We start from the raw sequence: 26,466 nt of genomic DNA, 5'->3' as shown, positions 1-26,466 counted from the left end.
GTATCGACCAAGCTTCTGCTTCGTGTCGCGTGACGGCCACAGCGTGAACGCGAGCTTAACATCTTTGGGCGGCTGCGCCAGTTCCGCGGGCCCCGCGCCGGCGCTGGGAGGAACTGCCCGTGCCGACTACCCGCGGCCGCAGCCCCTGCCGATCAGGGGCCAGACCAGCCACGCGCCGGCAGCATACAGGCTGCCGACAGTCGAGGCTCCGGTTCTGGCCGCGATGTGGAAACGTCCGGCATCGAGCAAGGCTCCATCGGAGGCGACGATCGCCGAGATCATACGGTCGGACGGGCCGAACACGACCACCGCATCCGGCTTGATCACCAGGGCCATGGCAGCCATGCCCGCAAACCAGGCGAGGGCAACGGCCAGCACGCCCTTCAAGGGAAGGGCGCGGGACGGGGGAGGCCGGTCAATAGTCGTAGGCATGCTCGAACGTATATCCCGCGGCTTCGAAACGGCCGATGTCCTGAACCAATGACCGCACCGGTACGTCGACGCCGATGCGGCGGGCACCGGGACGCGACTGGATCGGGACGCTGAATATAGGCAGCCCATCGAAAGCTGCCAGCCGTCCGTCGCCCGGCGGCACCATGATCGTGACCAGGATGCGATGGTTGCCCGCGACCTCGCCGAGCCCGGCACCGTCATGACGGCCGAGCTCCTTGGCGAAAGCATCGAACTTGGCGTAGCGCTCGGTCTCCACCAGCACGCCCTTCATGCCTTTGGCGTCCGTGACCTCACGGATCACCTTCACGCCCGGCATGACTGCAAGCTCGGCGGCAGGCAGGCCGGTGACGACGCTCTGGATGGCCAGCACGGCCGGATCGTAGCCCGCCGCATAGCCGATGACGGCCGCATAGGCGGCGCGCCCGGCATATTGCAGGCTGAGCGAGACGCGCCGCTCCACGGCGCGGAACGACGGCACGAAGGGCGTCTCGCGCCAGAACTGATCGAGCTTGGCGACGAAGGGATAGCGATACCAGGGGGTCTGATACAGGAATGCCGCGTAATCCTTCAGCAGAGCGAGGTTGAAGACGTCCTCTGCCGTCTTGACGCCGTCCGTGGTCTCCCAGCTGATCGCCCCGATGCTCTTCTCGTAAGCGCCCTGCAACGCCATCTCGGCGGTGAAGCTGAAGCCGATGATGTAGTTCGTCAGCTTCTGCTCCGAGGTGGCGGGACCGGAGCCGGCCGCCTGGCGCGTGGCCCGGCACAGGCTGCGCCAGAAGCCGGAGACGCTCGATAGATAGTGGAAGTCGGACTCCGAGGCCTGCCCGGTCACCGCAGCGAGGTCGGCATAGGCGTGGACGATGTACCATTCAGGAAAGGTCAGGAAGCTGTCACCCTGCGACCTCGCATAGGCGGGATCGGTGATGCCGAAGTCGGAGTTCACCACCGGGGTCGGGACGTCGGCCACGCAGACCGTCTCGACGCTGATCACGGTGGTGGCAATGCCTATCGCCGTGGCTGCCAAGACGACGCCGAGAAGATACAGCGCTTTGCGACGCAGGCTCATGCGACGGCAGCCTGTCTACGCCACGGCGACCAGCCGACCGCGATGCCGATCGCGCCGAGCGCGAGATGCGGCAGGCTGGAGAGGACCTTCACCAGCCACGAGGTGTCGCGGATGCCGTCGATGACGATCGAGAGGTCGAGATAGCCCGAGCCGGTGAAGACGCCCATCACGCCGTCCAGGAAATACAGCGAGCCGAACACGCGCAGGAAGAACACCGCGCTGCGGCGGGTCAGCATCGCCGCCAGCGCCCACAGGCCGGAGACGACATGCAGCGCATCCTTGTAGATGTCGAGCTGGAACAGGCCGAACACGCGGCCCTGCGCATCGATGAAGGCAGGGATGTAGTCGGTCGCGGCCGCGAATAGCAGCGCCACGGCGAGCGCGAGCGCGGCGATGCGATAGCGGTCCAATGCGAAGCCGTCTGCTGCTGATGTATTCATGCGAAATAGGCGTCCCACATCGCGTTGCGGAACAGGAGGTTCGGATCATACTGCCGCTTGGCGGCGACGAAACGCGCGGCCGCCGGATAGGCCTTCTCGACCTGGTCGCGGCGGGCATGCAGACGATAGGGCAGATAGAACGCGCCGCCAATCGCGGTGATGCGGTCGATCAGCGCTTCGGTCGTCCGCAGCATGTCGATCTCGCCTTCGGGCGAGGTCGCCTGCGAGAACGACATGACGGCTGCGATCCGGCGCACCGGCGCGATCGTGAGCGCGGGTGTCTTGTCCTCGGCGACGTAGCGCAGGGTGACGTTGAGGAATTCGGCGCGCGCTTTGGGAATGATCTCGCGGCAGGCGGTGAGGAACTCGCCGAACCGCTCCGGCGCCACGAAATATTCGTGCAGGATGTCGGTGCGGTGCATGTCCTTCTGCGCCAGATTGGCGACCGGCTCGGCCATCAGCGAGTTGCGGGTGTAGCGGCTGTCGGAGATGGCGGGGCCGAGCCGGGTCTCCATGAACCAGCGCAGGCCCTTGGCGACCTCCCATCCGGTCTGGGCGCGATAGATCGTGTTGGCGACGCCGGTGAGCTTGCCGGAGCTCACGGCCGCGGGCAGGGTCGCCGGAGCATCGGGGGCGGGGCGGAAGGTGACGAGCAGGGCGTCGTCGAAGAACGCCTTGCGCGACACTGACATCCGTCCATAGGCCATCTTCACATTGGCGTCGCCATCGATGTTGCGTGTGAACTGCTCGGCGAATTTCTCCGGCGCCATGCGCTCGAAGCGCGGCTCGAGCAGCAGGTTCGGCACCATCTCGACCTCGAGATCGACGATGAGGCCGAACAGGCCATAGCCGCCCATCGCGAGCCCGAACAACTCGGCATTCTCCGTGCGCGAGCACTGCACCAAGGTGCCGTCGGCGAGCAGCATGCGGATCGATTTCACCGTCGAGCCGAACGGGCCGTACGGCACCGGCCAGCCATGGGCATTGACGCAGAACGTGCTGCCGACGCCGAAATCGCTGTTCGACTGCATCACGGCCGGCGAGAAGCCCTTGGGATCGAGCGCGGCGATCACGTCCCACCAGCGGTTGCCGGCCGCGGTCCGATAGGTCTTTGCCGCCGTGTCGAGCTCGATCGCGCCGCCGTCGAGCGTGATTGCCGTGCCGTCGCGCGGCAGGCTCTGGCCGCCCATCGAATGCCGGGCCACGGCCGCGGTCACCGGACGTTTCGCGGCCGCAGCCTCCTTCAGCTCGGCGCGCAGCCGCGCGATCAGATCGTCGGTGGCGGGCTTGCGGATCACCACATGCTTCGCAACCGGCGTCGGGTTGAGCCGGCTGGCGTCGTTGAGGATGGTGCGCAGCTCGGCCCGCGCCCGCGGCATCCGCGCCAGGGGCAGCGCCGCGGCCGTGGCTGCGGCGCCCAGAAACCGTCGTCTCGACATCATGGCGCGGACTCTCCTTCCCCTGACGGAGTCTACGCCGGCATCGTAAACGTTCGAAAAATTTCCGTGCGGTCAGTCTGCGGCCGGTCGTGCCCGGGTGGGTGCGAGACGGAAGTCGCGGCCATCCTTGATCCATTCCGCGCGCTCGTCGCGCAGCAGGGTGCGGCGCACCTTGCCGGAATCGTCGCGCAGCATGGTGTCGACCAGCTCGTAGCTCTCCGGGTGCTTGTAGCGGCTCAGCCGGTCGGCGAGGAACGCGCTCATGCCGTCGACAATAGCCTGTGCGTTCCTGGCCCGGTCGATCTCGACGATCGCATGCACGCGCTGGCCGAGTTCCGGGTCGGGCAGGCCGACCACGACGCAGGAGCGGATGTCGGGATGCGCCATCAGCGCCGCCTCGACCTCGGCCGGATAGATGTTGGCGCCGCCGCGCAGGATCATGTCGGCGAGGCGGTCGCCGAGATAGAGGTAGCCGTCGGCATCGAGCCGGCCGATGTCGCCGAGCGACTCCCAGCCGTCGGCGCGCCGCTTCGGCTCGGCGCCGAGGTAGTGATAGGTGCTGCCGGCGCCATCGGCCGGCAGGAAGTAGATCTCGCCGCTCTCGCCCGGCGGCACGTCGTTGCCTTGGGGATCGAGGATGCGCAGTTTGCAGGACTCGTCGATCTTGCCGACCGAGCCCTTGTGCTCAAGCCATTCGGTGCCGGAGATGACGGTGCGACCCTGGCGCTCGGTGCCGCCATAGAGCTCGTAGACGCGCTCGGGCCCGAGCCACTCGATCCATTTTTCCTTGAGCCATGGCGGCATCGGCGCGGCCATGTGGAACACCATCTTCAGGCTCGACACATCGTAGCTGTTGCGGACCGCCTCCGGCAGCGCCCAGATCCGGTGCATCATCGTCGGAACGAAGTTGACCCACTGGATGCGCTGCGCCTGGATCAGCCGCAGCGTCTCCTCGGCATCGAACTTCACCATCCCGCTCAGGCTGCCGCCGGCGAACAGCGCGTAGTGCGACACGATGAACGGCGCGTTGTGATAGAGCGGTCCGGGATTGAGCAGCGATGCGCCCCTGGGGATTCCGAGCGGCGGCTCGGCGGCGGTGTCGGTTACCGCCGGCTGGTGATCGAGGATCACCTTCGGCCGTCCGGTCGAGCCGCCCGAGGTCATCGCTTTCCAATAGCGCGACACCGGCGCGGTGAGCGGCGCGTCGGAAAAGCCGTCGGGCATGAAATCGGCCGGCAGCGCGTTCGGTGCATTCCAGTCGGCCTCGCCCCCGACGACCAGCGACGGATTGAGGATCTCGAGCACCGCGGCGGCCTCGCCGCGCGGCAGCCGCCACGACAGCGACGTCGGCGTCGCGCCGCATTTCCACACCGCGAAGCTGGTCTCGAACAGCGCATTGCCGTTGGGCAGGCCGATCGCGACGAAGTCGCCGGGCTTCACGCCCTTGGCCGCGAAGGCGCGCGCACGCGCATTGGCGCGGCGCTCGAGCTGCTCCCAGGTCAGCGTATCGGTGCCGTGCCGGACCGCGACGCTATCCCTGGGTTTGCGCTCCGCATACCAGCGCGGCACGTCGGCCATCGGAATCAGCATCCATTCCTCCACATCGTCGGCCGCCTCGCTCGGGCGCCCGTTCTTGGTCTGCGGCTCGGGCCGCCGACGTCAGTGACGAGAGGTGTTGTGCCTCAACCGAACCGGGTCGTCCATACGCGCGCGGCGCCAGGTTTCGGATGGCAGTTCTGCGAAATGGCGCTGATACCCATGAGGCAGGAGTGAAAGGCTGGAAGCCGTGACGCAGGTGGACTGATAATTCCGTCACGCGGATCGTAAGGCGGTCGAGGTCGCGCCACGGGGAACAGGTCAGGCATCGCACCGAACGGCGCGGCGATAAGAACCTTTGCAGCCGATCTTCATTGTCGCTCGCGGGGTCCAACGGACAGGAGCTCCCATGCACGCTCAACAGATGATCGAAACCCACCCGCACGTCCGCGGCCGAGTCGACGATGCACTCGTCCGCTGCATCGAGGAGTGCTACTCCTGCGCACAGATCTGCACCTCCTGCGCCGACGCCTGTCTCGGCGAGGACAGCGTCGCCAGGCTGACGCAATGCATCCGGCTCAATCTCGATTGCGCCGACGTCTGCAACGTCACCGGCCGGCTTGCCACGCGGCGTACGGGCTCCGACCAGGAGATGATCAGTCGCATGCTCGAGGCCTGCGCGGCGGCTTGCCGGCGATGTGCCGAGGAGTGCGAGAAGCACGCCAAGATGCATGCCCATTGCCGGATCTGCGCCGAGTCCTGCCGTCGCTGCATGAACGCCTGCGAGGAGGCGGGACGCAGCACGACGCACTGAGAGGCCGGTTGCGGCGCTGCTCCATCGAAGAATGGAGGCCCATTAAAAAGACAAAGGCCGGGCGCGAGGCCCGGCCAGTCCGACCATGGCGACCGGATTGCTCCAGTCCTGAGAACGCCATCGCAGACAATCGATCGGTCAGCCGCCGTTCAGCTTCGTGGTCAGGGTCGTGAAGATGCCTTCCAGGGTGAGTCCGAGCTTGTTGAGTATGGTGATGATCGCAAGGGCGATGCCGGCCGCAATCAGGCCGTACTCGATCGCGGTTGCGCCCGATTCATCCTCGTAAAATTTGAGAAGCAATTTCCTCATTAATTCCCTCCGCCGTCCAACGACAGGACCGCCGGACGATGTCCGCGAAACTACGGAATGGAACCTAAGGTAGTATGAACGAGGTCGAGCCAAGTTTCGCAGCTGTGCCGTTCATGTCGAAAATTCCAGTTGCAACATGGTCCACTACACGCGAACGGGATCATGGCGGCACACCGGCTGCGCGCAGCGCCTCCGCATAGGTTGTGGCGAGCGTCCCGGCCGGAAATGGGATCCGTTCGAGGAACTCGGACACCGTGAGATGCGTTTCGAGGCTCAGAAGCTGACGGGCGACGTCGCCGGCGCGCGCCATCTCTCCGTTCCTGACCAGGGCGACGATCAGGACGCGAAGCGCGACGGCGAAACGCCGGTTCTGCGCCAGCGCGATCTCCGCCCATTGAATGGCGGCAGCGCGATCGTCCTCCGCCACCGCGCAGATCGCCAGCGCTCCGGCTGCGAACCATCCCCGCGGATCGCGCGGGTTCAGCCGCCGCGCCCGTTCGATCATCGCGCGTCCCGCAGCCGTGTGTCCGGCCATGATCTCGATCCAACCGCTCAAGGTCAGCGCCATCGCCGAGTTCGGGTTGATCACAAGCGAGCGGCGGAACAGCTCTCGTGCCGGGGCGATGTCCTCGGCCATGTTCCAGATCGCGAAGGCCGCCATCCACAGCACCTGCGCGTCACTGGGCGCATGCTCGCACGCCTGCCACGCCCGCGCCACGGCAGCCGTGCGATAGTTCTCGTCCGGCGCGCTCCAGCCCTGGAAGTGGCGCAGCGCCTGGCAATAGGCCCAAGCCGCCATCGCGGGTGCGCAGGCGGGATCGATCGCCAACGCCTGGTCCAGACAGACGATCGCCGCAGCGAGGCTGTCGGGCGTGAAGGCGTCACGCAGGCTGGCGGCGCGCAGCAGCAGGTCGTAGGCGTCGGGATGCAGCGGCGGCGTCGCCCGCCGCCGCTCGCCTTCCGCCAGTTCGAGCGTCGGTTCGATCGCGGCCACGATGCTTTCGGTGATGCGGTCCTGCAGCGCGAACACGTCGTCCAGCTGACCGTCGAAGCGCTCCGCCCATAGATGCGCGCCGGACGCCGCATCGATCAGCTGCCCGTTGATGCGCAGGCGGGACCCTGCGCGGCGCACGCTGCCTTCGAGAACGTAGCCGACGCCGAGCTCGCGTCCGACCGCCCGAATATCGACGGCCTTGCCCTTGTATATGAAGGAGGAGTTGCGGGCGATCACGGCGAGGCCGCTGCAGCGGGACAGCGCGGTGATGATGTCCTCGGCCATGCCATCGGCGAAATAGTCCTGCTCCGGATCGCCGCTCATGTTGGTGAACGGCAGCACGGCGATGGCGGGGCCGTCGAACGCGGGCGGGGCCGACACCGCCGGCGTCTGCACCGCTTCGGCCTGCTCACGGACCTCGCCGACGAAGCGGACACCCTTGCGAGGAATGGTGCGGATGAGGCGCTGCGCCTCGCCGCTGTCGCCGATCGCGCTCCGCGCCGCGCTGATGCGGCTCGCCAGCGTCGCCTCGGAGACGATGCGGCCGCCCCACACCTCGGCGAGGATGTCGTCTCGGCTGACAACGCGGTCCCGCGTCTTGATCAGGAACGCGAGCAGGTCGAACACCTGCGGTTCCATCGCGACCAGGCCGCCGCCGCGGCGCAGCTCGCGGCGGTCGGGATCGAGCACGAAATCGTCGAAGCAATATACCACATGCACCGTCCTGGCCGCCGGCTTCACCTTCGCGTCACGCGATCAGCAAAATCAAGCCGGCCTCAAGGAAAAATCAATGCCTCCTCCAAGCGCCGCGCGGGCGCAAGGCGCACAACAACGGCACATCGGAACCAGGAGCCTCCGCCATGCCGACCGTTCTTCGCCCCAGCCGCCGCTGCTTCCTCACCCTTGCCGGAACCGCCGTTGCGGCCCTTCAACTCGGCTCCAGCGCTGGGCAGGCGCAGGGCTTCAAGTCGGCGTCGAAGCTGCCGGAGATCCGCCCGGGGGCGGGGACGTCGCTCGGACCGATCAAGCAGGTCACGGCCGGCCAGGTCAGCATCGGCTATGTCGAGACAGGTCCAGCCGATGGGCCCGTAATCATCCTGCTGCACGGCTGGCCGTACGACATCCACAGCTTCGCCGACGTCGCGCCGGCGCTGGCCGCGTTCGGCCATCGCGTGATCATTCCGCATCTGCGCGGCTACGGCACGACGCGGCTGCTGTCGCCGTCCGCGTTGCGCAGCGGCCAGCCGGTCGCCGTCGCCGCCGACATCGTCGCGCTGATGGACGCGCTTGCGATCAGGATCGCAACCCTCGCCGGCTACGACTGGGGCGCGCGCACCGCCAACATCATCGCGGCGCTGTGGCCGGAGCGGTGCAAGGCGATGGTCTCGGTCAGCGGCTATCTGATCGGCAGCCAGCAGGCCGGCCGCATGCCGCTGCCGCCGGCCGCCGAGCTGCAATGGTGGTATCAGTTCTACTTCGCGACCGAGCGCGGCCGCGAGGGCTACGACAAGAACCGGCGCGACTTCGCCAGGCTGATCTGGCAGACGGCCTCGCCGAAATGGACGTTCGACGACGCCACGTTCGCGCGCAGCGCCGCCGCCTTCGATAATCCCGATCACGTCGACATCGTCGTGCACAATTATCGCTGGCGGCTCGGCCTCGCGCAGGGCGAGGCGAAATACGATGCGTTGGAGGCGAAGCTCGCGACCTTTCCTGACATCGGCGTCCCCACCATCACGATGGAGGGCGATGCCAACGGCGCGCCGCATCCGGCGCCAGAAGCCTATGCCAGGAAGTTCACCGGCCGCTACGAACACCGGCTGATCACTGGCGGCATCGGCCACAACCTGCCGCAGGAGGCGCCGCAGGCGTTTGCGCAGGCGGTGCTTGACGTGACGGCGAGCGCGTAGCGCCGACGATCTCAGGCGGGAGCGCGTTGCTTTTCTTGGCGTTGCAGCCACGTCTCGCGCCGCACGATCCATTGCTCGGAGCGGGTCTCGCCATTGTGGTGCGCGACCTCGATGAAGTCGACGAACTCGGCGCCCGTCTTCTGCTTGACCCGCCGTGACGCGATGTTGCTCGCGACGTTGCAGACGGTGAACTGATCGAGGCCGAGCGGACCGAAGGCGAAGTCGTTCACGGCGGCGACCGCCTCGCTCATCAGCCCGCGATTCCAATAGGGCTCGGCGAGCCAGAAGCCGCGATGGCCCTTCGTCGATTCCATGCGCGGCCGGAAGTGAATGTTGCCGATGGCCTCGCCGTCACCGTCGCGCAGCGCCAGCACCCATTGATACAGCTCCTCGCCGGCCGCGATCCTGTCGAGCTGCAGCCTCACGAAGGTCTCGGCGCCGTCGGGAGGATAGGGCCACGGAACGACGGCTGCGAGGTTGCGGATGACGTTCCAGTTGTCGAACCCACGCTGGATCGCCGGCGCATCGGCGAGCGACAGCGGCCGCAGGATCAGACGGGCGGTCTGCAACGTGGGCGTGAGCATGACGCCATGTTGTCGTTTACCAAGCTCGTCCGCAAGCCGGGGTTGCTCCGCCGCCCGACCCGCATGTCACTGATAATGCGCATCGGGCGTCGCCATTAAGGTTGCCAGGAACTTTCACGCCCGTGCTGGAGCCCGATACTTCCACAACGTTGCATTGCAGTGCATGAATTCGGGCACACGCAACCTGCGCGACTGCAGCGTGCGTACAACCGTCGCAGGAAACTGTGCCGGCTCGGGCTCAGGGTTGCGCCCGAACGTCAACCATTCGTCTGCCGCGAGATCATCACGCAGATCTTGGGCGGGCGCGATTCGGGGTGTCGTGGACATGAAGCGCAAAGCGGCGGATCGTCAGTTACGTCGTCTGCAGGCGGAGCAGAGCTTCGATCCACGCACATGGCGCGATCGGCAGCTCGGCCGTGCCGTTCCGTTCTACGGCTCGGAGCTGTTCCAGCTCGGCTGCCCGCCGCTGGCGTCGTTCATCGCCGCGTTCCTCGGCTGTCTGATGACCCTGCATCTGAGTGCAACCGGGCTGTCGCCGCTGATTGCCTCGGCGGCGGCGGCTTTGCTGCTGTGCGCCTCGCTGATCCTGACACGGACCGCGGATCTGGTGCCGAGCACGTTCTTCTCGTCGGCCTATGGCGGCAGCTTCGTCGGCATGACTCCGGTGGCGCTGTTGAACGCAAGCGTCATTCGCGCCGGCCTGCCGCTCGACGCCGCCTTCGTGCTGCTCTCGCTGTTCTGTGGACTGGCGTTCTGTCTGGGCTGTGCGCTCGACATGTGGCTGCGTGGCGGGCTCGCGCGCGGCTATGGCGGACGACTGGGCGCGCTGGCGGCGGTCGCTTCGTTCCTGTTCGTCGGTCTCGCGCCGCTGCTCGGCACCGAGGGCGAGCTGTTTCCGATCGCGCGCCGCGGCGTGCTGGAGCAGGGGCTCGGCAGCACCGCGCTCACCTTCGCGTTGTGCGCGGTCGGCATGCTGGCGACGATGGCCGCGCTGCGCTGGGCGCCCGTGGCAGGGTCGCGCCGCGCGGTACGCATCTTCGTTGCGGCGTCGGTGGCCTTTGCCGGCCTCGTGGCGCTGCAGCTTCTGCCCAGCGGGGCCCCTGATCTCGACGCCTATTCTGCCGGTTGCTTCGTCGGCATGTCGTCGTCGCGGCGGCTGCGCAGCCTGCCGCAGGCGATGGCTGCGGCGGTGCTGCTGACGGGCCTGTTGATCCTCACCGGTCCCATCCTGCCGAGCGTCGGCGGCAGCCTCGGATACATCGCCTTCGTCTCGGTCATCTTCGTGGATGCTGCGGTTCGTCTGTTCGTCGAGGCAGGGGAATCGCCGTGGCAGACCGTCCTCGCCTGGACGCGGGGACTCGTCGCCACACTCGCCATTTTCGCGGTGCTGCTCGCCAGCGAGCTGATGTTTCAGCCGCCGGTGGCGGAGCCCAACGGTCCGTTCGTGAACGCGGACAAAGCCGCCGCGCCGGTGCGGACCACGATGCCCTTACACGACGAGGATCGGCGCGATGGCGCGGCGTTCGGCGAGCCGGCCTCGGCCGCTGACACAGCGCCGGATCTGCCGCTTCAGATCCTGAATCCGGAGGGCGCCAATCCGCTCGCCCTGCGGCCCTCGCGTGAGCCGGCCCAGGAGTCCGCGTCGCCCGCGTCTGCAGAGCCGTCCCGGCGGATCGGTCGCGATGGTCGGCCGGCGGGCGTCCTGGCTGCGCGGCTGAAGCGCCAACAGACACGGGTGGTGCCGCACGCGACGACCCGACAGCACCTCATGGCCCGCCATGAGGTGCAGCAGCCCGTGCCGGAGTGGCGACCTGATCCGTCGACGTTGGCGGGCCCCTGACGGGCCGCGAGCATTTTTGCGGCCATAACCCGACTCGGCCATACCTCCGCACGCGTTTTGCCATGTTTTCACTGCATCGTGCACACAGCGGTGCTTAGCGGATGATGCAGGCCCGTCCGGCTCTTGTCTTCTGCTCGTACGTCAGGACGCAAACGACGTGGGGTCTTTCGCCCGCATCGCGGCTGTCGTTCGGCGTCAGGAGGAGGTGAGGGCCGAGCCGATCCACATTTGGGGGCGGTTCGCAGATGCAGCAGGCCTTTGATGGTGCGCCATACCGGACGGGCCTGCCGGTCCTGTTCCAGCCGCGTCCTCAGCCGCGGCGTTCTGATCTCCCTGTTGCGCTTGTCGTGGCCTTCGCCGGCGCCTTTCTCGGTTGTCTTGCCACGCTGCATCTGAATGCGCTGGGCCTGTCGCCCGCGCTCGCCTCGGCGGCGGTGACGGTCGTGCTGTGCGCAGGCCTGGTCGTCGCGTCTCCGGACAACCTCGCCGCGACCACGTTTTCGTCCTCGGTCTATGGCGGCAGCTTCAGCGGCATGACTCCGATCGGACAGCTCAGCGAAAGCGTCGCTCGTACCGGATTGCCACAGGAGGCATCGCTCTATCTGCTGTCGATATCCTGCGGCCTGCTGTTCTGCATCTTCACTGCGATCGAAACCCGGCGGCGCGTCGTGCTGTTGCAGGGCTATGGTGGTCGGCTCGGCGTGTTGGCTGCGATCGGATCGCTGCTGTTCGTCACGCTCGGGCCGTGGCTCGCCGGACAAGGCGGATCGCTCCGTCTGGGGCATCTGAATCAATTCGACCAGGAGCTCGGTGGCTCGCTCGCGATCCTTGCGGCCTGTCTCGCCGGGACGTTCCTGACCATGGTCATGCAACGGCTTCCGCACGTCGCAGAGTCGGGGCGGGCAGCCCGCACCTTCGTCTCGGCCACGCTGGCGTTTGCCGGAATGGCGGTCATGCGAGGGCTCTGGTCCGACGAACGCTGTCTCGTCGATGCCTATTATGCCGGATGTTTTCTCGGGATGTCTTCGCCGCAGCGGCTGTCAGGCCGGTTGCAGCCGATCGTGGCCGCGCTGACGCTCACCGTGGTTCTGGTCCAGGCTTCGACGGTTCTGCCTCTGGTCGGCGGCAGTCTCGGTCTTGCAGCCTTCATTGCGGTGGCCGGCGTCGACCTGGCTTGGCGGACGGGTGGCGCGATGTCCGTTCCCCCATCCACGAAGCTCGCGCTTGGCCGAAGCCTGGCCGTCGCCGTGACGGCGGCGGGGTTTCTGCTGCCGAGCCATGTTTTTCACGGGCTGGCCGACGAGACGGCCGGCGTGGTCCTGTACGAGCCGGATCCGGCCGACACTCCTTCTGCTGCGGTCCAACCTGAAAGGCAGATCGTGGACGCCGTTCCGGACGCAGGCTCGCCGGCGCCGGTCGGGCCTGCCGTGGACCTCGATCCGGCCCCCGCCGCCGTCACCAAGGCCGAGGTCATTGCGATTGACGCCGCGCCCCTCGCAGTCGCAGCTCCCGCGGTCGGCGAGGCCCCGGCACCGCCGGTGCGCGCAGAACAGACTCGGACCCGGCGGACGAGTCGCACCGTGCCAGGCTATTCGCTGCCGCCTCGGGCGGATTCGGGACCCTGGGGCATCATCCGCAGCGGCGATCCCGGGCGGACCGGCGCGGCTGATGCCCGTCCGGTGCGCGCGAAGCCCGCCGCTGTCCGTGCCGTCGTCCCGACATCGGCGGCGCCGCGCCCGGCGCCGCGCGCCCAGCTTCAGAACGCACCGAAGAAGCCGGCGCGGGCGGCCGCGACGGTCTCCCCCGAATGAGCCATTCCTGAAATTGGCGTCAGCCGAACTTGCGCCGCGCGTCGAGCGCGAGCCCGATGCCGACGCTGCCGAGCAAGTCGGTCTCGGCGATGCGCGCCGCCGGAAACAGCGCCAGGATCGCCTGACGCAGCGCCGGCACCATGCTCGAGCCGCCGGTGAGGAAGATGGTGTTGATGGCAGCGGCCTCGACGCCGGCATCGTCGAGCAGCTTCGTCACCGTGCCGACGACGCGCTCGACGGAATCGGCGATGGCGCGGTCGAAATCCTTGCGCGTGAACTTGATGCGCGCCCAGTCGTCCTTCTCCGACAGCACCGAGGTCAGCGACTTCGCCGCGGTTAGCGCGATCTTGGCCTGCTCGACACCGATCGCGAGCGTATGGCCGCGATGCTCCTCCACCACCTTGATGAAGCGGTCGACCAGATCGCGCCGCTCGGCCTCGTAGCGGATCTGGCGCAGCTCGCCGATCACGCCTCTCTTGTAGAGCTGGTTGATGCGGTGCCAAGTGGCGAGCTCGTGGTAGTACAGCGTCGGCAAATTGCGCTTGCCGTCGGCGGTCAGGCTGCCATAGCCGAGATGCGGCATCACGCTCTTCAGACTGAGCAGCCGGTCGAAATCGGTGCCGCCGATATGGATGCCGCCATTGGCGAGGATGTCGTCCTCGCGATGCGCCTTGCTGCGCCGCTCAGGCGAGACGCGCACGATCGAGAAATCCGAGGTGCCGCCGCCGATGTCGACGATCAGCACCAGCTCTTCGTGCGCGACCTGCTGCTCGTAGTCGAGCGCGGCGGCGATCGGCTCATATTGGAACGCGATGTGTTTGAAACCCTGGTCGCGCGCGATTCCCTCCAGCGCGCTCTGCGCTTCCGCGTCGGCCGCATCATCCTTGTCGACGAAGCGGACGGGACGGCCGAGCACGACCTGGTTGATCTCCCTGCCGAGCCTCTTCTCGATCTGCGTCTTCAGATGCGCGAAGAAGAAGCCGAGGATGCCGGCAAACGGCACCGCCTTCTGCCGGATATAGGTCTTCTCGTGAATCAGCGCGGTGCCGAGGATGCTCTTCAGCGCGCGCATGAAGCGGCCGTCGTGGCCGGTCAGATAGCGCTCGATCGCGTTGCGCCCGAACTGGATGCCGTGATCCTCGAAATCGAAGAACATCGCGCTCGGCAAGGTCCGCTGCTCGCCCTCCAGGGGGATGAGCTGGGCTGAGGCATGATCGCTGAGGCCGACGGTGGTGTTCGAAGTGCCGAAGTCGATGCCACAATGGGCCGCTGCCGCCATGCTCGTCTCGTTTCCGTCCGGGGGGCGGTCCGCTTAGCCGTTCGGCGGCGCGATGTCATCCGCCAATATGCGGAGCGGCGCGCATGGCGGTCGTCTGGCGGAGAGATGACTGTGCATCCCTGCCTGTCGAAGGTGCAGTCGGGGGCTCTCACGCCCCCGGCTGTCCGGTGATCATCCCGCCGGCCTGAACGCCGGTCCCTCGAAGCGCAGCCCGGCTGCGCCACGTTCGACGCTGTCATGCGCCGCGTGGATGAGGCGCGCCTCGCCGGCGTCCGCCAGGCGCGCGCGGCCGTCCAGCAGTGCAGCGAGACGCGCGAGCGCCAGCGCCTTATTGCGATGCTGCGAGCGGCCGTCGCGCGCGATCGCGACCAGCCCCGTCGGCACGTGAACCGCGCGCACCGCGCTCTCGGTCTTGTTCTGGTGCTGGCCGCCGGGCCCGCCGGCACGAAAGCTTTCGAACCGGACGTCGGTGGCCGCCAACGCCGCCAGCCGCTCCGACAGGGGCAGATCGACGATGCCGACGAACCAGTTCTTGCGGCCGTGATGCGGCCGCAGCGGACTGCGGCACACCCAGAGCAGCGAGCCCTGCGTCCAGCGCCGCGCGAGGTCAGACGCCGCCGGCCCGTCCAGCACGACAATCGCGCTGGCCGGCCCATGCCGGTCGGTCTGCTCTCGCGCGATCGCGCATGCGCAGTCCGCCGCCTCGGCCTCGTCGGCGAGCCGCTGAAGCGCATGCGCCACCGCGAGCCGGCATTCTGCGGGACCGCGCCCCGCCGTGAGGAGCAGCCGTCTCATCGCCGGTCCTCCTTGCGCGGCCGCTCGACGGCGATCTTCTTCACCGTCACCAGCGGGCGGAAGCTGGCGACGACGCGCGCGAGCCCGAATGCTTCGAGATCGGCGATCACGCCGGCGATCGGCTTGTAGGCCTCCGGCGCCTCCTCGGCGAGCAGCGCGCGGTCCTCGCAGATCACGCGGCCGCCGAACGGATTGCGCGCGAGACGCTCGCGATCCGATCGCGTGGCGCCGACACGGCCGATCATCGATGACCGGTCGAACTTGCGACCGGCGCCATGGGCGATCGACCACAACGCCTCGTTTGGCGCTGACGCGAGCGGCGCGACCAGATAGGATAGCGCGCCGCGCGAGCCCGGCACGACGACGAGCCCCTGGTCGGACGGCGCCGCGCCTTTCCGGTGCAGCACGCCGTCTGCGCGGTGCTCGATGCAATTGTGCGAGCACGCGCAGACCGGATCGGCCTCACAGCGCAAGGCCGCTGCCGCCCGGCGAGCGATCACCTGGCGGTTCAACGACGCCCAGCGCAGCGCGTGGTCATGCGCGGCCAGATAGGCCTGACCGGCTTCGCTGTCGGGGGCGAGCGGCTTCAGCCCGTCCGCGACGTGCCGTTCGAGCAGCGCGTGGCCGAGGCCGCGCGAGCCCGAATGCACCAGCAGTTGCGCGCGGTCGCGATCGATGCCGCAGCACGGATCGAACACCTCCTCGACCGCCTGCAGCTCGCAGAAATGATTGCCGCCGCCGATCGTGCCGAGCGAGGCATCGAAGTCGGACGGTGCCAGCTCACATCTCGCGAGCTCGCTTGCGATGTCGCCGTCATAGGGTGTGGCGACGTCGCGCAGCCGGTCGGCCGCCTTGTCGACGCGGATGCGGCGCGACGCGAGGTCGAGCGCGAACAGCGCCATGCCGCAGCCCGCGTCGGAGCCGACGAAGGCCGGGTGGATATGGTCGGCGAGAATGGCGCAGCCGACCGGGCCGAACTTGCCGGGATGCAGGTCCGGCATGCCGGCGACGGCACGCACGCCGGAGATGGCAGCCACCGTTTCGAGCTGGCGCACGGCGGCGCCCTCGATCCAGGAGCTGGACGAGTAGTAACCGTGAATCGGCGCACGGCCGTCCACGCGATGGGAAATGCCCATGGGAGTACCTTGGAGACAGACAGGGAGATATGGTCAGGGATGATCAGCGCGCGCGAAGGCGCACGCAGGCCGCGCCACACCTCGCCTCACGCGAGGATCAGGCCCGGCGGCTCCTGGCGGAGCAACGGATGATCGCAGTCATCGTCTTTCTCCAATCGGCGGAGCGGAATGCTCGACGCCGGTGGCGTACTAATCACATCGTTCGTGGTTTGACAATGCGTCTGATGAGTTGATCTGCTGGCTGTGGCGGACGCGACACGGCAACCGCCGCAGCGATCAGAACAACGTCAGGAAATCGATGCGTCGATGATGACCTTGTCGAAGGACGGTGGCGGATCGATTACCGGGAGCACCCCATGCGACGGAAGCGCTGCGACCTAAGCGACATGTCCGCCACGCAGCCGATGATGCCGAGCCGGCGTACCCGAACGATCGTATCAGTCATGGTTCAAAGTCTCCCATGCTGCCGTCGGTCAAGCTCATATAAGGCGTGCCCCCAGCTGCTGCGCCTCCCAGCCTTCAAGGAATTCACGCTGCTGCGTGATCCAGCGGACCGGCTCGCTGCCCCACTCGCGCGAGCGGCTGGCCTGTTCGCCCATCAGCCAGATGTGCCTGACGATCACGAAGGCATGCGCGGCCTCGAAATCCGCCGCCGAGATCGGGCGGACCGATCGATAGCCGTCGACGAAAGCATGCCACGCCGCGTGAAAGCGCCGACCGAACGACAGCTTGGCCCACAGGAACACAGCCAGGTCATAGGCCAGATAGCCGCGGCCGCTATCGTCGAAATCGAAGAAGACGGCCTCGCCAGCGGCGCCGATACGCGCATTGAAGCCATGGCAGTCGCCGTGACAATGCGTCCACGCCAGGCCTTGCATCGCCTCGATTCCGGCGGCTGTTCGCGCACAGACCTCCTGAAGAAAGCCGCCGTCGTCGGATCCGATGGTGCGACAGAGATTCTCAACGCGCGCGAGCGGCCGGTGCAACAGATGGTCGAGGTCCAGCCGGTAGAGCGGCGCTTCCGGCTGATAAGACATCGCCGCATCGTGGACTCTCGCAAGCGTGACGCCGTTGGCGTGAGCATCGGATTGCGAGGCGACGTCCGGCATTCGTCCATCGATTGCGGGAAACAGCACGCCTTCCCGTCGGCCTTCCGCCGCCTCGCCGCGCACGAACAGGTTGCCGTCGCGCGCCGGAACGGCCGCGGCTACGGGCACGCCGCAGCGCGCCAGATGCGCGAGAAAGTCGGTTTCGGTGCGGACATCGGCCGCGCCTCGGGCGCGGTGATGCGACAGCCGAAAGACGTAGCGGTCGCCGCTCGCGGTCGTGACAAGATAGACGTCGTTGAAACCGCGATTCACCATTCGGCACGCGAGCGGCTCTGATAGCACGTAGTGATGGGCCACGAAGCGTCCGATGCTCTCGGCGCTGGTTGTCGTGTAGAGCGGCTCGAATTCGGGCACAGTGCCTGTTCCGGAATGATGCGATGTTGTGGCATCCTAAGCCGCTGCGGCTCGCGGTGGAAGGCGGCGAACGCGCGTGTGATGGAGTCGCTCAGGCGTATTCAGGTCGTGCGGGGCTGCCCGCCGGCCAAATCAGTCAATGTTTCGCGCGCAATCGGCCGACATTGTCCAGAGCCTCGACGAATAAGATTCTTGTTTCTTGTTTTCGGAATTTGTGGTCATCTATCGCCATCCCGCCTCATGCAGAGGGGCGTACGCGTCGTCACGATACGCTGGGGTGGGGAGTGGTGGCCGTTGCGATGTCGGGCGCGTTCGCGCGCAGACGACTGACGCCGTGACGGACGGTCAAGCCGTGTGGTCCTGGCGCCCCGACGCTGGCGTCAAGTCTGCTGCGACATGACGTGTCGTGCGGATGACGGGGGCAAACAAGCCGGTCCCCGGGGAGAGCGCGGAGCAGCCGTGAAAACCATCGCGCGGGGAAGGCCGGGTCGATCCGGCTGTACCTGTGGTTCCTGCCCCGTGCATTTTCTCCGCACGGGGGCCACGGGCCTCAGCCGAGGCTCGGTCTTCCCTGCACCCTCTCGATTGCAGAGAGGGAGTTCTATCAGCACGGCTCGGGCGGATTGCGCCGCGAGAGCGCAGACGCGTGTCTCGGCAGACGCATGTAGCACGAACGCGACTGGGCGCCGGTGCGTCGGCGACCCGCGTTGCGCTGACAGGCGGTCGAATGCCGCAGCCGAGCGGATCTTGCGCAGGTCCCGGTTGACCGAGATCAACAGGGCTCGCGCCTGCTCCCCTAAGCCCCTACAACTCTGTTGTTCGTCGTGATCAGGAATGGAATTCGTGGTGCCGCAAGATCCAATCGTGCCTGCGTCCGGCTTGCGGCGTCGCCTCGGACTGCCGTTGCTCGTGCTCTACGGCACGGGCGTGACCGTCGGAGCCGGCATCTACGTCCTGATCGGCGCGGTCGCCGGCCATGCCGGCATCCATTCCTCCTGGGCGTTTGCGCTGGCGGCGTTCGTGATGACGTTCACCGCCGCCTCCTATGCCGAGCTTGCGACCCGCTATCCCGTGAGCGCCGGCGAGGCCGCCTATGTCCGCGCGGCCTTCAAGTCGCGGCTGTTGTCGACCGCGGTCGGCACGCTGCGGCTCGCCACCGGCATCATTGCGGCGGCGGCGGTGACGCTCGGCGGCGCCGGCTACATCCGGCAGCTCATCGACCTGCCGACGCCGTTGATCGCGATGGCGATCGTGGTCGTGCTCGGCATGGTGGCGTCCTGGGGCATTCTCGAATCGGTGATGCTCGCCGGACTGCTGACCCTGATCGAGACCGGCGGCCTGCTGTGGATCATCGTCTCGGCCGTCCACTCCGGCGTCGCGTTCGGCCCGGCCTTGCTGATCCCGCCGCCGCTCGAGCTCGGCGTTCTCTCCGGCATTACCTTCGCCGGCCTGCTGGCGTTCTTCGCCTTCGTCGGCTTCGAGGACCTCGCCAACGTCGTGGAAGAGGCCAAGCGCCCGCAGCGCAACATTCCCTGGGCGATGGCGCTGACGCTGCTGATCACCTCGGCGCTGTATGTGCTGATTGCCGCGATCGCGGTGACCGCGGTGCCGCCGGCCGTGCTGTCGGCCTCGCCGGCGCCGCTCAGCCTGGTGTTCAATGCCGTCGCCGGCATCAGTCCGGCCACCTTCAATGCGATCGCGATCGTGTCCACGCTCAACACCATTCTCGCCCAGATGACGATGACGGCCCGCGTCGTCTACGGCATGGCGGGGCAGGGCGACCTGCCGCGCATCGCCGGCCGGGTCGATCCCCGCACCGGAACGCCGCTGATCGCAACCGGCCTCGTCATGCTGGCGGTCGCGATCCTGGCGCTGGCCTTCCCGCTGGAGCGGCTGGCGGAAGGCACCTCGCTCGCGACGCTGACGATCTTTGCCATCGTCAATCTGTGCCTGCTCCGGATTCGCATCCGGCGCATCGGGTCGGATGCTCCCCATGTCAGGGTGCCGCTATGGATTCCCGCACTCGGTCTCATCACATGTCTGCTGATGATCGTCAGCGCATTCGTCGCGCCGTGAACAGGTGTGATTCAGGACGATGGCGATGCCGGATGTCATGAGCCTCAGCCCCGAGATCATCGCGATCGTCGTCGCACTCGGCATCGGATTGCTGATCGGTCTCGAGCGCGAGCGGCGCAAGGGCGAGGGACCCGGTCGCTCGTCCGCGGGGTTGCGGACCTTTGCCGTGGCGTCGCTGGCCGGCGCGATCGGCATGCTGATCGGCGGCAAGCTGCTGCTGGCCGTCGTCACCGCTGGAATCATGGTCCTGACGGCGATCGCCTATTGGCGCTCGCGCAGCGACGATCCGGGACTGACCTCGGAGGCGGCGCTGATCCTGACCGTCCTGCTCGGCGGCCTCGCCACCGAGCGTCCCGCGCTGGCGGCCGGCGTCGCCGTCGTGCTGGCGGTGCTGCTCGCGGCGCGGCCGATGCTGCACGATTTCGTCCGTTCGGTGCTCAGCGAGAGCGAGCTCAAGGACGGCCTGATCTTTGCCGCGGCGACGCTGGTCGTGCTGCCCCTGCTTCCGGATCAGCCGATCGGTCCGTTCGGGGCGCTCAACCTGCGCGGCATCTGGACGCTCGTGGTGCTGATGATGGCCATCGGCGCCGCCGGGCATATCTCGATGCGTCTGCTCGGCGCCCGCGGCGGGCTCGCGGTGTCCGGCTTCGCCTCGGGCTTCGTCTCCAGCACCGCCACGATCGGCGCGATGGGCGCGCGGGCGCGCAAGGCTCCGGAACTTGGCGGTGCCGCCGCCGCGGGCGCGGCATTGTCGACGGTCGCGACCATCGCCCAGCTCGCCGCGGTGCTGGCCGTCACCAGCCTGCCGGCGTTGCACGCGCTGCTGATTCCGCTGCTCTGTGCCGGCGCGGCGGCGGCGGTCTATGGTGCGATCTTCACGATCGCCGGGCTGCGGCAGAGCGGCGCCGCCGACCTGCCGACGGGGCGCGCCTTCAGCCTGCCGGGCGCGCTGCTGCTGGCGCTGACGATCTCGGCGGTGCTGGTGCTCTCGGCCGCGTTGCGCGAGGCGTTCGGCGAAGCCGGCCTGGTGGCGAGCGCCGCCGTCGCCGGCTTGGTCGACACCCATGCGCCGGCGGTGGCTGCGGCCACGCTTGCCGCGTCGGGCAAGATCGGCGCCGCCGATGCCGTGGCGCCGGTGCTGGCGGCGCTGTCGGCGAACACGATCAGCAAGATCGTGGTGGCGTGGACCAGCGGCGGGTCGTCCTTCGCCCTGCGCCTCGTTCCCGGACTCATCCTCGTGATTGCCGCCGCATGGGCCGGCGCCTTCGGTCCGGGCCTTGCGCAGATGCTGGTCCTTCCGTGAGCGCGCCGCGCCTACGCGCTGCGCGGCAAGGGCTCGACCGCGGCAGCAGCACCGCTGCGATGCTGGACGAGCCACGCGATCGCGTCGTCCTCCTTCATCGGCTTGCCGTACAGCCAGCCCTGTCCGTAGGAACAGCCGAGCATGCGAAGGCACTCGGCATCCTGTTCGCTCTCGACGCCCTCGGCGATCATGCGGTGGCCGAGCGGCAGCGCCACCGCGGTGATGGCGGCGACGAGCTGCTGATCCCGTCGGTTGGCGGCGATGCCGTGGATGAAGGAGCGGTCGATCTTGATGGTGTCGATCTCGACCGCCATCAGGTTGGCGATCGAGGAATGGCCGACGCCGAAATCGTCGATCGCAAGACCGAAGCCATATTGGTCGATCAGCTTCAATTCGTCGGCGCAGCGCCTGGGATCGAACATCGCCTCTTCGGTCACCTCGATCTCGATCCGGTGCGGATCGACGCCGTAGCGCTCGGAGACGGTCTTCAGGGTCTGCGCCGGCGAGTGAAGCGGGAATTCGCGCGGCGAGACGTTGATCGACACCCGGATGCCGTGCGCCTTCTTGCGGTCGAGCGCGCGCAGGAACGCGCAGACGCGCTCGCCCACGAACTCCGTGAGCTGGCCGGACAGGCGCAACCGGATCGCCGCGGACACGATGTCCGGCGGCGGGATCAATCCGGCGCTCGGATGCTTCCAGCGCAGCAGCGCCTCGAAGCCGATGACCTCCTGGGTCGCCATCGCCACCTGAGGCTGGAATTCGACGTGGAGCTCGCGGCGGGCCAGCGCCGCCGGCAGCTCGGCGTCGAGCCGGCGCTGCAGTGTCAGCTCGGACTGCATCTTGGCGTCGAACACGCGCATGCAGGCGCGGCCGTCGTCCTTGGCGCGGTAGAGCGCGACGTCGGCGCGGGCGGAGAGCTCTTCCAGATCGATCGGGCCTTCCGCTTGCGTCGCGATGCCGATCGAGCAGCTGACGGGCAGCAACTGGCCCGCGATCGCGAGCGGCTGCGCGAGGGCGGCCATCAGCCATTCGGCGAGTGCGACGGATCGGCTCGCCACATCGTCGCCCTGCATGACGACGACGAACTCGTCGCCGCCCAGGCGGACCGGCAGATCCTCACCGCGGCAGGCGGATTGCAGCAGCGCGGCGATGGCCTGAATGACCCGGTCGCCGGCATCGTGGCCGCGCGCGTCGTTGATGGTCTTGAAGTTGTCGACGTCGATCAGGAGGAATGCGACCCCGCGTCCGGAACGGCACGCCGCGGCGGCCACACTGCGGAAGTGACTGCGATTGGCGAGCCCGGTGAGCGAGTCCGTGCGAACCAGACGCTCCAGGGCGTGATTGGCCTCGGCCACCGACTCCGCGAGCACCGTCGCCTCGATGGCGGTATTCTGGCTCGCGATGAAGTTGCGCTCGCCGAGCCGCGAGGCGCGGAACAGCATGAAGGTCAGGAACGCGACGTCGGCCGCGACGACGTAGTCGACGTCGCTGCCCGAGATCAGCATCCGCAGCACGGTCGCGCCCATGAGTGGCGCGCCGAAGGCGATCGCCATCGGCGAATAAGCGAGACTCTGGATGATGGCGCCGGTGGTGGTGCCGGCCATGATGAAGACGACGTCGTTGACGTTGTGCGCGCGGGAGAAGGCCGGCAGCGCGATCGGGACGATCGCCCACAGCACGCCGCTGGCGAAGGCCATGATGGTGAGATTGCGCAGCACGCGCTGTGCATCGCGCTCGATCCGTCCGGATGCCTTCAGGTACGACACCCATCCGGCGCGGAATGCGGCGAAAACGATGGCGGCGCCCAGCCAGCCGAAGATGAGGGTGCCGCCCTCCCTGAGATACAGCAGCAGCGCCAGCGAGGTTGCGATCGCCACGTTGGCAAACAGGGTCAGGGAAATGTTCTGCAGCGAGCTCGCCGCCTGGGCTTTCGCGAGCGCCGCCGCCTTGCACTCGGGGATTGCGGTCTGCATGCGCGGAACGGACAGCCTGCTCGAACAATGACGGAAGCGGGCAGCCATGATGGGGCCCACGCGGCAACGCGCGATCATGCTGAACAGGGGCCTAAGGCGGGGTTAATCCAGTCCATTATACCGCCGGACGGCCGCGCCATTCGGCCAGCGGATCGGGCGGCGGGGCATGCGCGGGCAACAGCCAAAGCGTCGCTGCGCCCAGGGCGACGTCCGCACCAGCTCCGACGACGTGCCGATCTGCTACGGATCGAGCTCGGTGTCCCAATAGAGATAGTCGAGCCAGCTATCATGCAGGTAGTTCGGCGGGAACAGCCGGCCGTTGCGATGGAGCTGGTGGACGGTCGGCGCATAGGGCGCCTGCTTGGGGAACATCTTGGCCTGCTGCGGCGTCAGATTGCCCTTGCGCAGATTGCAGGGCGAGCAGGCGGCGACGACGTTCTCCCAGGTGGTCTGGCCGCCCTTGCTGCGGGGAATGACGTGATCGAAGGTCAGGTCGTCGCCGGAGTGGCAGTACTGGCAGGCGAAACGGTCGCGGAGGAAGACGTTGAAGCGGGTGAAGGCCGGATGCGTCGACGGCTTCACGAAGGATTTCAGCGAAACCACGCTGGGCAGCTGGATCTCGAAGGATGGACTTCGGATCGCGCGGTCGTAGTACTCGACGATATTGACGCGATCGAGGAACACCGCCTTGATCGCGTCCTGCCACGACCAGAGAGACAGCGGGTAATAACTCAGCGGCCGGAAGTCCGCGTTCAGCACCAACACCGGCCAACCGCCTTGCGAGACATGTGCGTTCAAGTAACGCTCCTGGCCTCCATAACGGCTGCGAAGCAGCATGCCCTGACATACTACATGCAGCGTGACGGGATTGTGAAGCCCCAAGAATGGCTTGACACATGGTTTGACCTGGCTTCTCCCGCCTTTCGAGCTGCGGTCAAAGCGCGTCAGAACCGTGGCAGAGCGCTCAGCCGCTGCACTGCAAATCAGTTGCATGTCCTCGGCCGGGGCCAGCATCCGCTGGTGGCCAAGGTCAGCCAGGGACGCGCTCCAGCTTCTGCAGACAGCGATGGATCCTGACCTCGTCCGGCATCGGCCGGTCCGGAAAGCTCGTGCTCCAATTGGTGACGCCGACCTCGCCGACATAGATGTCGCCGCGGCTGTCGATCGCGAGGCCGTGCGGCGCCAGGAAACGCCCGGTTTCCAGGCCCGGGCCATGCTCGCCGCCGAGCCGGGCGATGCGCCGGCCGGTGGCGTCGGTGATGGTCAGCCGCGGTCCGAGGTTGGGAACGTTGAGGTTGACCGGCATGCCCGGACCGAGCTCGCCGATGATGAAGGTCTTGCGCCCGGCGCCGCAGGCGCACAGCGCGCAGGGCCGATGCAGATTGTTCCACTGCGTCTCGTAGCGCCCGTCGCCGTCGAAGATCTGGATGCGGTGGTTCTCGCGGTCCGCGACATAGACGAAGCCGTCGGCATCGGTCGCAATGTTGTGAACGATGTTGAACTGGCCGGGATCGGAGCCGGGCTCGCCCCAACTCCTGATGAGCTTGCCGTCCGGCGTGTATTTGTGGACCCGCGCATTGCCGTAGCCGTCGGAGACGTAGATCTCGCCGGATGGCGACAGCGCGGTGTGGGTGCAGCGGTTGAATGGTTCGCCGCTCATGAAGGGCGTCGGACGCTCCGGCAGGCCGATGGTCAGCAGCACCTTGCCCTCGGGCGTACATTTGCGCACGGTGTGATCACCATCGTCGGTGCAGTAGAGATTGTCGTCGGCGTCGATCGACAGGCCGTGGGCGCGGCTGAACAGCCCCTCGCCAAAACTCCTGATGAAATTGCCGTCGCGGTCGAACACGATCATCGGATGGGCTCCGCGATTGAAGGCGTAGACGCGGTCCTTGCTGTCGACGGCAACCGAGGCGACGTCGGTCAGCGCCCAGCCGTCGGGCAGCTTGGCCCAGCCCTTGACGACGCGATAGCTGTGCTCGCCGGAGCCGAGAGTGATGGACATGAAGCAGCCTCCGGGAATTCGCCTGATCTGAGCTGCCGCAAGGCTACACGCGACCGGCACCCGGCGGAAAGCGCCTCATGCCGTCATTGTCAGCATGTGCCCCTGATCCGGCGGAATGCGTCCTTGCAGCGTGTCGAGATAGATCCGCTGCACCGCGTCGGGACCGCGTCCATCCACGATCGTCAGCCAGCCGTCGAGCCGCGGGGAAAAGTCCTGCCACGCCGCGCCGAGCCGCTTTTCGATGCCGCCGGGTCCCCATTCCCTGGCGCGCTTCCTGATCTGGTCGGGCGCGAAGAACCAGGTGGGCCGGGCACCGGGAAGCGCGTCTGCGTCGTCGATGACGTCCTGATGCGTCAGCCCGACGCGGCCGGAATAGACCAGGTTGTCGCCGTAGCGTCGATGCAGCGCGGCGCGCAGACTGGCATTGCCGGCCATGTCGACGAAGGCCGCGCTCGTCCCCGCGTCGAACCTGTCGACCGCATCGTAGGTCACCACCTCGTCATAGCAGCCGAGCGAGCGGACGAAGGCCGCATGCGACGGCGAGGTCAGCCCGATCACGCGGATGCCCTGGCGCCGCGTATGCAAGAGGTGCGCGAGGCCGAACGCGGTCTTGCTCGAGGCCGAGGACAGGATGACGGTCGTGGCGCCGAAATGCGCCTGTTCGGCGAGGAAGTCGTCGACCAGGAACGAGAGCATGAACAGCGGGCGCAGCAAAGCCTGATAGTCGCCTTGCCGTCCGGCGAACGCCGGATCGTCGCCGACCCGCGCATAGGCGTTGTAGACCGGCGCGACGCCCTGGCGGTGTGCGGCCGCGTCGCGCAGGCCGCGCTTGCTCACATCGGCGGCCTCGATGACGAGATGCGTCGCTATCGGGAAGTAGCCGAACAGGCGCTCGCCTTCCGCCACGGCAGGATGGCGAGAGGCGATCACGTCGCCGAAGCCCCACACGGGGATGATGCCGAAGCCGCCGGGCGCAGGAAACAGTTGCCAATATTTCAACTGCTCGCCGAGCAGGGCATAGGTGATGTTGTTGGCGGTGAAGGCGAAGCGGTCTACCTTGACCAGCAGCGCCTCGGCCGGAAGCGCGTCGCTGCCGGGAAGCTCGGTGACGATCGTCTGGCACTGCTGCAGATCGCTGCGTGCGACGATGAAATCGGACGATTGCATGATGAAGACCCCGGCCATGCGATGATGTGCGTCGTGGTGCGATCCTGGCCGACATCGATGACCGTTTTGCAAC

The 26,466-nt window shown here is 67.4% G+C and carries 22 protein-coding genes; 6 read left to right on the top strand and 16 right to left on the bottom strand.

Features of this window, described 5'->3' with window-relative positions; all coding sequences use genetic code 11:
- Nucleotides 1-126 precede the first annotated feature (126 nt).
- The 5 genes from ACQR10_RS23930 to ACQR10_RS23910 all read right to left on the bottom strand — a co-directional run bounded on the left by ACQR10_RS23930 (nucleotide 127) and on the right by ACQR10_RS23910 (nucleotide 4,988).
- The gene (locus ACQR10_RS23930; protein ID WP_315804548.1) at nucleotides 127-432 is read right to left on the bottom strand and encodes a hypothetical protein; all 306 of its coding nucleotides are present in this window, start codon (nucleotides 430-432) and stop codon (nucleotides 127-129) included.
- The gene (locus ACQR10_RS23925) at nucleotides 416-1,519 is read right to left on the bottom strand and encodes a hypothetical protein (protein WP_316181214.1); all 1,104 of its coding nucleotides are present in this window, start codon (nucleotides 1,517-1,519) and stop codon (nucleotides 416-418) included. The genes ACQR10_RS23930 and ACQR10_RS23925 overlap by 17 nt, the downstream gene beginning before the upstream one ends.
- Nucleotides 1,516-1,959 (bottom strand): DUF4383 domain-containing protein, encoded by a 444-nt coding sequence (locus tag ACQR10_RS23920; protein ID WP_315804546.1) that lies wholly within the window; start codon nucleotides 1,957-1,959, stop codon nucleotides 1,516-1,518. The genes ACQR10_RS23925 and ACQR10_RS23920 overlap by 4 nt, the downstream gene beginning before the upstream one ends.
- The gene (locus tag ACQR10_RS23915) at nucleotides 1,956-3,401 is read right to left on the bottom strand and encodes an FAD-binding oxidoreductase (protein ID WP_315804545.1); all 1,446 of its coding nucleotides are present in this window, start codon (nucleotides 3,399-3,401) and stop codon (nucleotides 1,956-1,958) included. Before ACQR10_RS23915 ends, ACQR10_RS23920 begins: the two co-directional genes overlap by 4 nt.
- A 69-nt stretch (nucleotides 3,402-3,470) precedes the next feature.
- The gene (locus ACQR10_RS23910; protein WP_316181216.1) at nucleotides 3,471-4,988 is read right to left on the bottom strand and encodes an AMP-binding protein; all 1,518 of its coding nucleotides are present in this window, start codon (nucleotides 4,986-4,988) and stop codon (nucleotides 3,471-3,473) included.
- Between the two features lie 355 nt (nucleotides 4,989-5,343).
- Here ACQR10_RS23910 and ACQR10_RS23905 point away from each other — a divergent pair, with 355 nt between their 5' ends.
- Nucleotides 5,344-5,748, top strand: coding sequence for a four-helix bundle copper-binding protein (locus ACQR10_RS23905; protein WP_315804543.1), 405 nt, complete (start codon nucleotides 5,344-5,346; stop codon nucleotides 5,746-5,748).
- 138 nt (nucleotides 5,749-5,886) lie between these two features.
- Here the strand turns inward: ACQR10_RS23905 and ACQR10_RS23900 are convergent, their stop codons facing one another.
- Together ACQR10_RS23900 and ACQR10_RS23895 are read right to left on the bottom strand one after the other, a co-directional pair.
- The gene (locus tag ACQR10_RS23900; RefSeq protein ID WP_315736183.1) at nucleotides 5,887-6,057 is read right to left on the bottom strand and encodes a Flp family type IVb pilin; all 171 of its coding nucleotides are present in this window, start codon (nucleotides 6,055-6,057) and stop codon (nucleotides 5,887-5,889) included.
- A 160-nt stretch (nucleotides 6,058-6,217) separates the two neighbouring features.
- Nucleotides 6,218-7,765 (bottom strand): winged helix-turn-helix domain-containing protein, encoded by a 1,548-nt coding sequence (locus ACQR10_RS23895; protein WP_316218000.1) that lies wholly within the window; start codon nucleotides 7,763-7,765, stop codon nucleotides 6,218-6,220.
- Between the two features lie 146 nt (nucleotides 7,766-7,911).
- Between ACQR10_RS23895 and ACQR10_RS23890 the strand changes: the two genes are divergently transcribed.
- Entirely contained in the window at nucleotides 7,912-8,961 is a 1,050-nt protein-coding gene (locus ACQR10_RS23890) for an alpha/beta fold hydrolase (protein ID WP_316217999.1), read from the top strand.
- Nucleotides 8,962-8,972: 11 nt separating this feature from the next.
- On the opposite strand, the gene ACQR10_RS23885 is transcribed toward ACQR10_RS23890, so the two are convergent.
- Complete coding sequence (locus tag ACQR10_RS23885; RefSeq protein ID WP_316217998.1) at nucleotides 8,973-9,545, bottom strand: GNAT family N-acetyltransferase; 573 nt, start codon at nucleotides 9,543-9,545, stop codon at nucleotides 8,973-8,975.
- A 325-nt stretch (nucleotides 9,546-9,870) separates the two neighbouring features.
- Here ACQR10_RS23885 and ACQR10_RS23880 point away from each other — a divergent pair, with 325 nt between their 5' ends.
- Nucleotides 9,871-11,385: a hypothetical protein gene (locus ACQR10_RS23880; RefSeq protein ID WP_316217997.1), complete on the top strand. Its 1,515-nt coding sequence runs from the start codon at nucleotides 9,871-9,873 to the stop codon at nucleotides 11,383-11,385.
- A 245-nt stretch (nucleotides 11,386-11,630) separates the two neighbouring features.
- Entirely contained in the window at nucleotides 11,631-13,196 is a 1,566-nt protein-coding gene (locus tag ACQR10_RS23875) for a hypothetical protein (RefSeq protein WP_315804538.1), read from the top strand.
- 19 nt (nucleotides 13,197-13,215) lie between these two features.
- Here ACQR10_RS23875 and ACQR10_RS23870 read toward each other — a convergent pair whose 3' ends face one another.
- From ACQR10_RS23870 to ACQR10_RS23855, 4 genes are all read right to left on the bottom strand, one after another.
- Nucleotides 13,216-14,475, bottom strand: coding sequence for an Hsp70 family protein (locus tag ACQR10_RS23870; RefSeq protein WP_316217996.1), 1,260 nt, complete (start codon nucleotides 14,473-14,475; stop codon nucleotides 13,216-13,218).
- A gap of 171 nt (nucleotides 14,476-14,646) precedes the next feature.
- Entirely contained in the window at nucleotides 14,647-15,270 is a 624-nt protein-coding gene (gene prfH, locus ACQR10_RS23865; RefSeq protein WP_315805668.1) for a peptide chain release factor H, read from the bottom strand.
- The gene (locus ACQR10_RS23860; protein ID WP_316217995.1) at nucleotides 15,267-16,406 is read right to left on the bottom strand and encodes an RNA ligase RtcB family protein; all 1,140 of its coding nucleotides are present in this window, start codon (nucleotides 16,404-16,406) and stop codon (nucleotides 15,267-15,269) included. Before ACQR10_RS23860 ends, prfH begins: the two co-directional genes overlap by 4 nt.
- Nucleotides 16,407-16,885: 479 nt before the next feature.
- Nucleotides 16,886-17,869 (bottom strand): phosphotransferase enzyme family protein, encoded by a 984-nt coding sequence (locus ACQR10_RS23855; protein ID WP_316217994.1) that lies wholly within the window; start codon nucleotides 17,867-17,869, stop codon nucleotides 16,886-16,888.
- Between the two features lie 846 nt (nucleotides 17,870-18,715).
- Here ACQR10_RS23855 and ACQR10_RS23850 point away from each other — a divergent pair.
- Together ACQR10_RS23850 and ACQR10_RS23845 are read left to right on the top strand one after the other, a co-directional pair.
- On the top strand, nucleotides 18,716-19,945 hold the full coding sequence (locus ACQR10_RS23850; RefSeq protein ID WP_315805671.1) for an APC family permease: 1,230 nt from the start codon (nucleotides 18,716-18,718) through the stop codon (nucleotides 19,943-19,945).
- Nucleotides 19,946-19,970: 25 nt separating this feature from the next.
- Nucleotides 19,971-21,248 carry an MgtC/SapB family protein gene (locus ACQR10_RS23845; protein WP_410051449.1) on the top strand — a complete coding sequence of 426 codons (1,278 nt, stop codon included), beginning with the start codon at nucleotides 19,971-19,973 and terminating at the stop codon, nucleotides 21,246-21,248.
- 11 nt (nucleotides 21,249-21,259) lie between these two features.
- Here the strand turns inward: ACQR10_RS23845 and ACQR10_RS23840 are convergent, their stop codons facing one another.
- The 4 genes from ACQR10_RS23840 to ACQR10_RS23825 all read right to left on the bottom strand — a co-directional run bounded on the left by ACQR10_RS23840 (nucleotide 21,260) and on the right by ACQR10_RS23825 (nucleotide 26,393).
- The gene (locus ACQR10_RS23840; protein ID WP_316217992.1) at nucleotides 21,260-23,221 is read right to left on the bottom strand and encodes a putative bifunctional diguanylate cyclase/phosphodiesterase; all 1,962 of its coding nucleotides are present in this window, start codon (nucleotides 23,219-23,221) and stop codon (nucleotides 21,260-21,262) included.
- Between the two features lie 240 nt (nucleotides 23,222-23,461).
- On the bottom strand, nucleotides 23,462-24,019 hold the full coding sequence (locus tag ACQR10_RS23835) for an HNH endonuclease (protein WP_042340571.1): 558 nt from the start codon (nucleotides 24,017-24,019) through the stop codon (nucleotides 23,462-23,464).
- A 232-nt stretch (nucleotides 24,020-24,251) separates the two neighbouring features.
- Nucleotides 24,252-25,226 carry a peptidyl-alpha-hydroxyglycine alpha-amidating lyase family protein gene (locus ACQR10_RS23830; RefSeq protein ID WP_434912095.1) on the bottom strand — a complete coding sequence of 325 codons (975 nt, stop codon included), beginning with the start codon at nucleotides 25,224-25,226 and terminating at the stop codon, nucleotides 24,252-24,254.
- 75 nt (nucleotides 25,227-25,301) lie between these two features.
- Complete coding sequence (locus ACQR10_RS23825) at nucleotides 25,302-26,393, bottom strand: DUF2855 family protein (protein WP_434912094.1); 1,092 nt, start codon at nucleotides 26,391-26,393, stop codon at nucleotides 25,302-25,304.
- Nucleotides 26,394-26,466: the final 73 nt, after the last annotated feature.

This window comes from Bradyrhizobium sp. HKCCYLRH2060, assembly GCF_051168135.1.
Classification (GTDB): domain Bacteria; phylum Pseudomonadota; class Alphaproteobacteria; order Rhizobiales; family Xanthobacteraceae; genus Bradyrhizobium.
This window is presented reverse-complemented; position numbering and strand designations above follow the sequence as displayed.

Coding starts and splice junctions, on each gene's coding strand:
- ACQR10_RS23905 (WP_315804543.1), top strand. CDS start 5,344: ATGCACGCTCAACAGATGATCGAAACCCACCCGCACGTCCGCGGCCGA.
- ACQR10_RS23880 (WP_316217997.1), top strand. CDS start 9,871: ATGAAGCGCAAAGCGGCGGATCGTCAGTTACGTCGTCTGCAGGCGGAG.
- ACQR10_RS23860 (WP_316217995.1), bottom strand. CDS start 16,406: ATGGGCATTTCCCATCGCGTGGACGGCCGTGCGCCGATTCACGGTTAC.
- ACQR10_RS23925 (WP_316181214.1), bottom strand. CDS start 1,519: ATGAGCCTGCGTCGCAAAGCGCTGTATCTTCTCGGCGTCGTCTTGGCA.
- ACQR10_RS23840 (WP_316217992.1), bottom strand. CDS start 23,221: ATGCAGACCGCAATCCCCGAGTGCAAGGCGGCGGCGCTCGCGAAAGCC.
- ACQR10_RS23930 (WP_315804548.1), bottom strand. CDS start 432: ATGCCTACGACTATTGACCGGCCTCCCCCGTCCCGCGCCCTTCCCTTG.
- ACQR10_RS23825 (WP_434912094.1), bottom strand. CDS start 26,393: ATGCAATCGTCCGATTTCATCGTCGCACGCAGCGATCTGCAGCAGTGC.
- ACQR10_RS23830 (WP_434912095.1), bottom strand. CDS start 25,226: ATGTCCATCACTCTCGGCTCCGGCGAGCACAGCTATCGCGTCGTCAAG.
- prfH (WP_315805668.1), bottom strand. CDS start 15,270: ATGAGACGGCTGCTCCTCACGGCGGGGCGCGGTCCCGCAGAATGCCGG.
- ACQR10_RS23915 (WP_315804545.1), bottom strand. CDS start 3,401: ATGATGTCGAGACGACGGTTTCTGGGCGCCGCAGCCACGGCCGCGGCG.
- ACQR10_RS23900 (WP_315736183.1), bottom strand. CDS start 6,057: ATGAGGAAATTGCTTCTCAAATTTTACGAGGATGAATCGGGCGCAACC.
- ACQR10_RS23920 (WP_315804546.1), bottom strand. CDS start 1,959: ATGAATACATCAGCAGCAGACGGCTTCGCATTGGACCGCTATCGCATC.
- ACQR10_RS23910 (WP_316181216.1), bottom strand. CDS start 4,988: ATGCTGATTCCGATGGCCGACGTGCCGCGCTGGTATGCGGAGCGCAAA.
- ACQR10_RS23885 (WP_316217998.1), bottom strand. CDS start 9,545: ATGCTCACGCCCACGTTGCAGACCGCCCGTCTGATCCTGCGGCCGCTG.
- ACQR10_RS23870 (WP_316217996.1), bottom strand. CDS start 14,475: ATGGCGGCAGCGGCCCATTGTGGCATCGACTTCGGCACTTCGAACACC.
- ACQR10_RS23875 (WP_315804538.1), top strand. CDS start 11,631: ATGCAGCAGGCCTTTGATGGTGCGCCATACCGGACGGGCCTGCCGGTC.
- ACQR10_RS23845 (WP_410051449.1), top strand. CDS start 19,971: ATGCCGGATGTCATGAGCCTCAGCCCCGAGATCATCGCGATCGTCGTC.
- ACQR10_RS23890 (WP_316217999.1), top strand. CDS start 7,912: ATGCCGACCGTTCTTCGCCCCAGCCGCCGCTGCTTCCTCACCCTTGCC.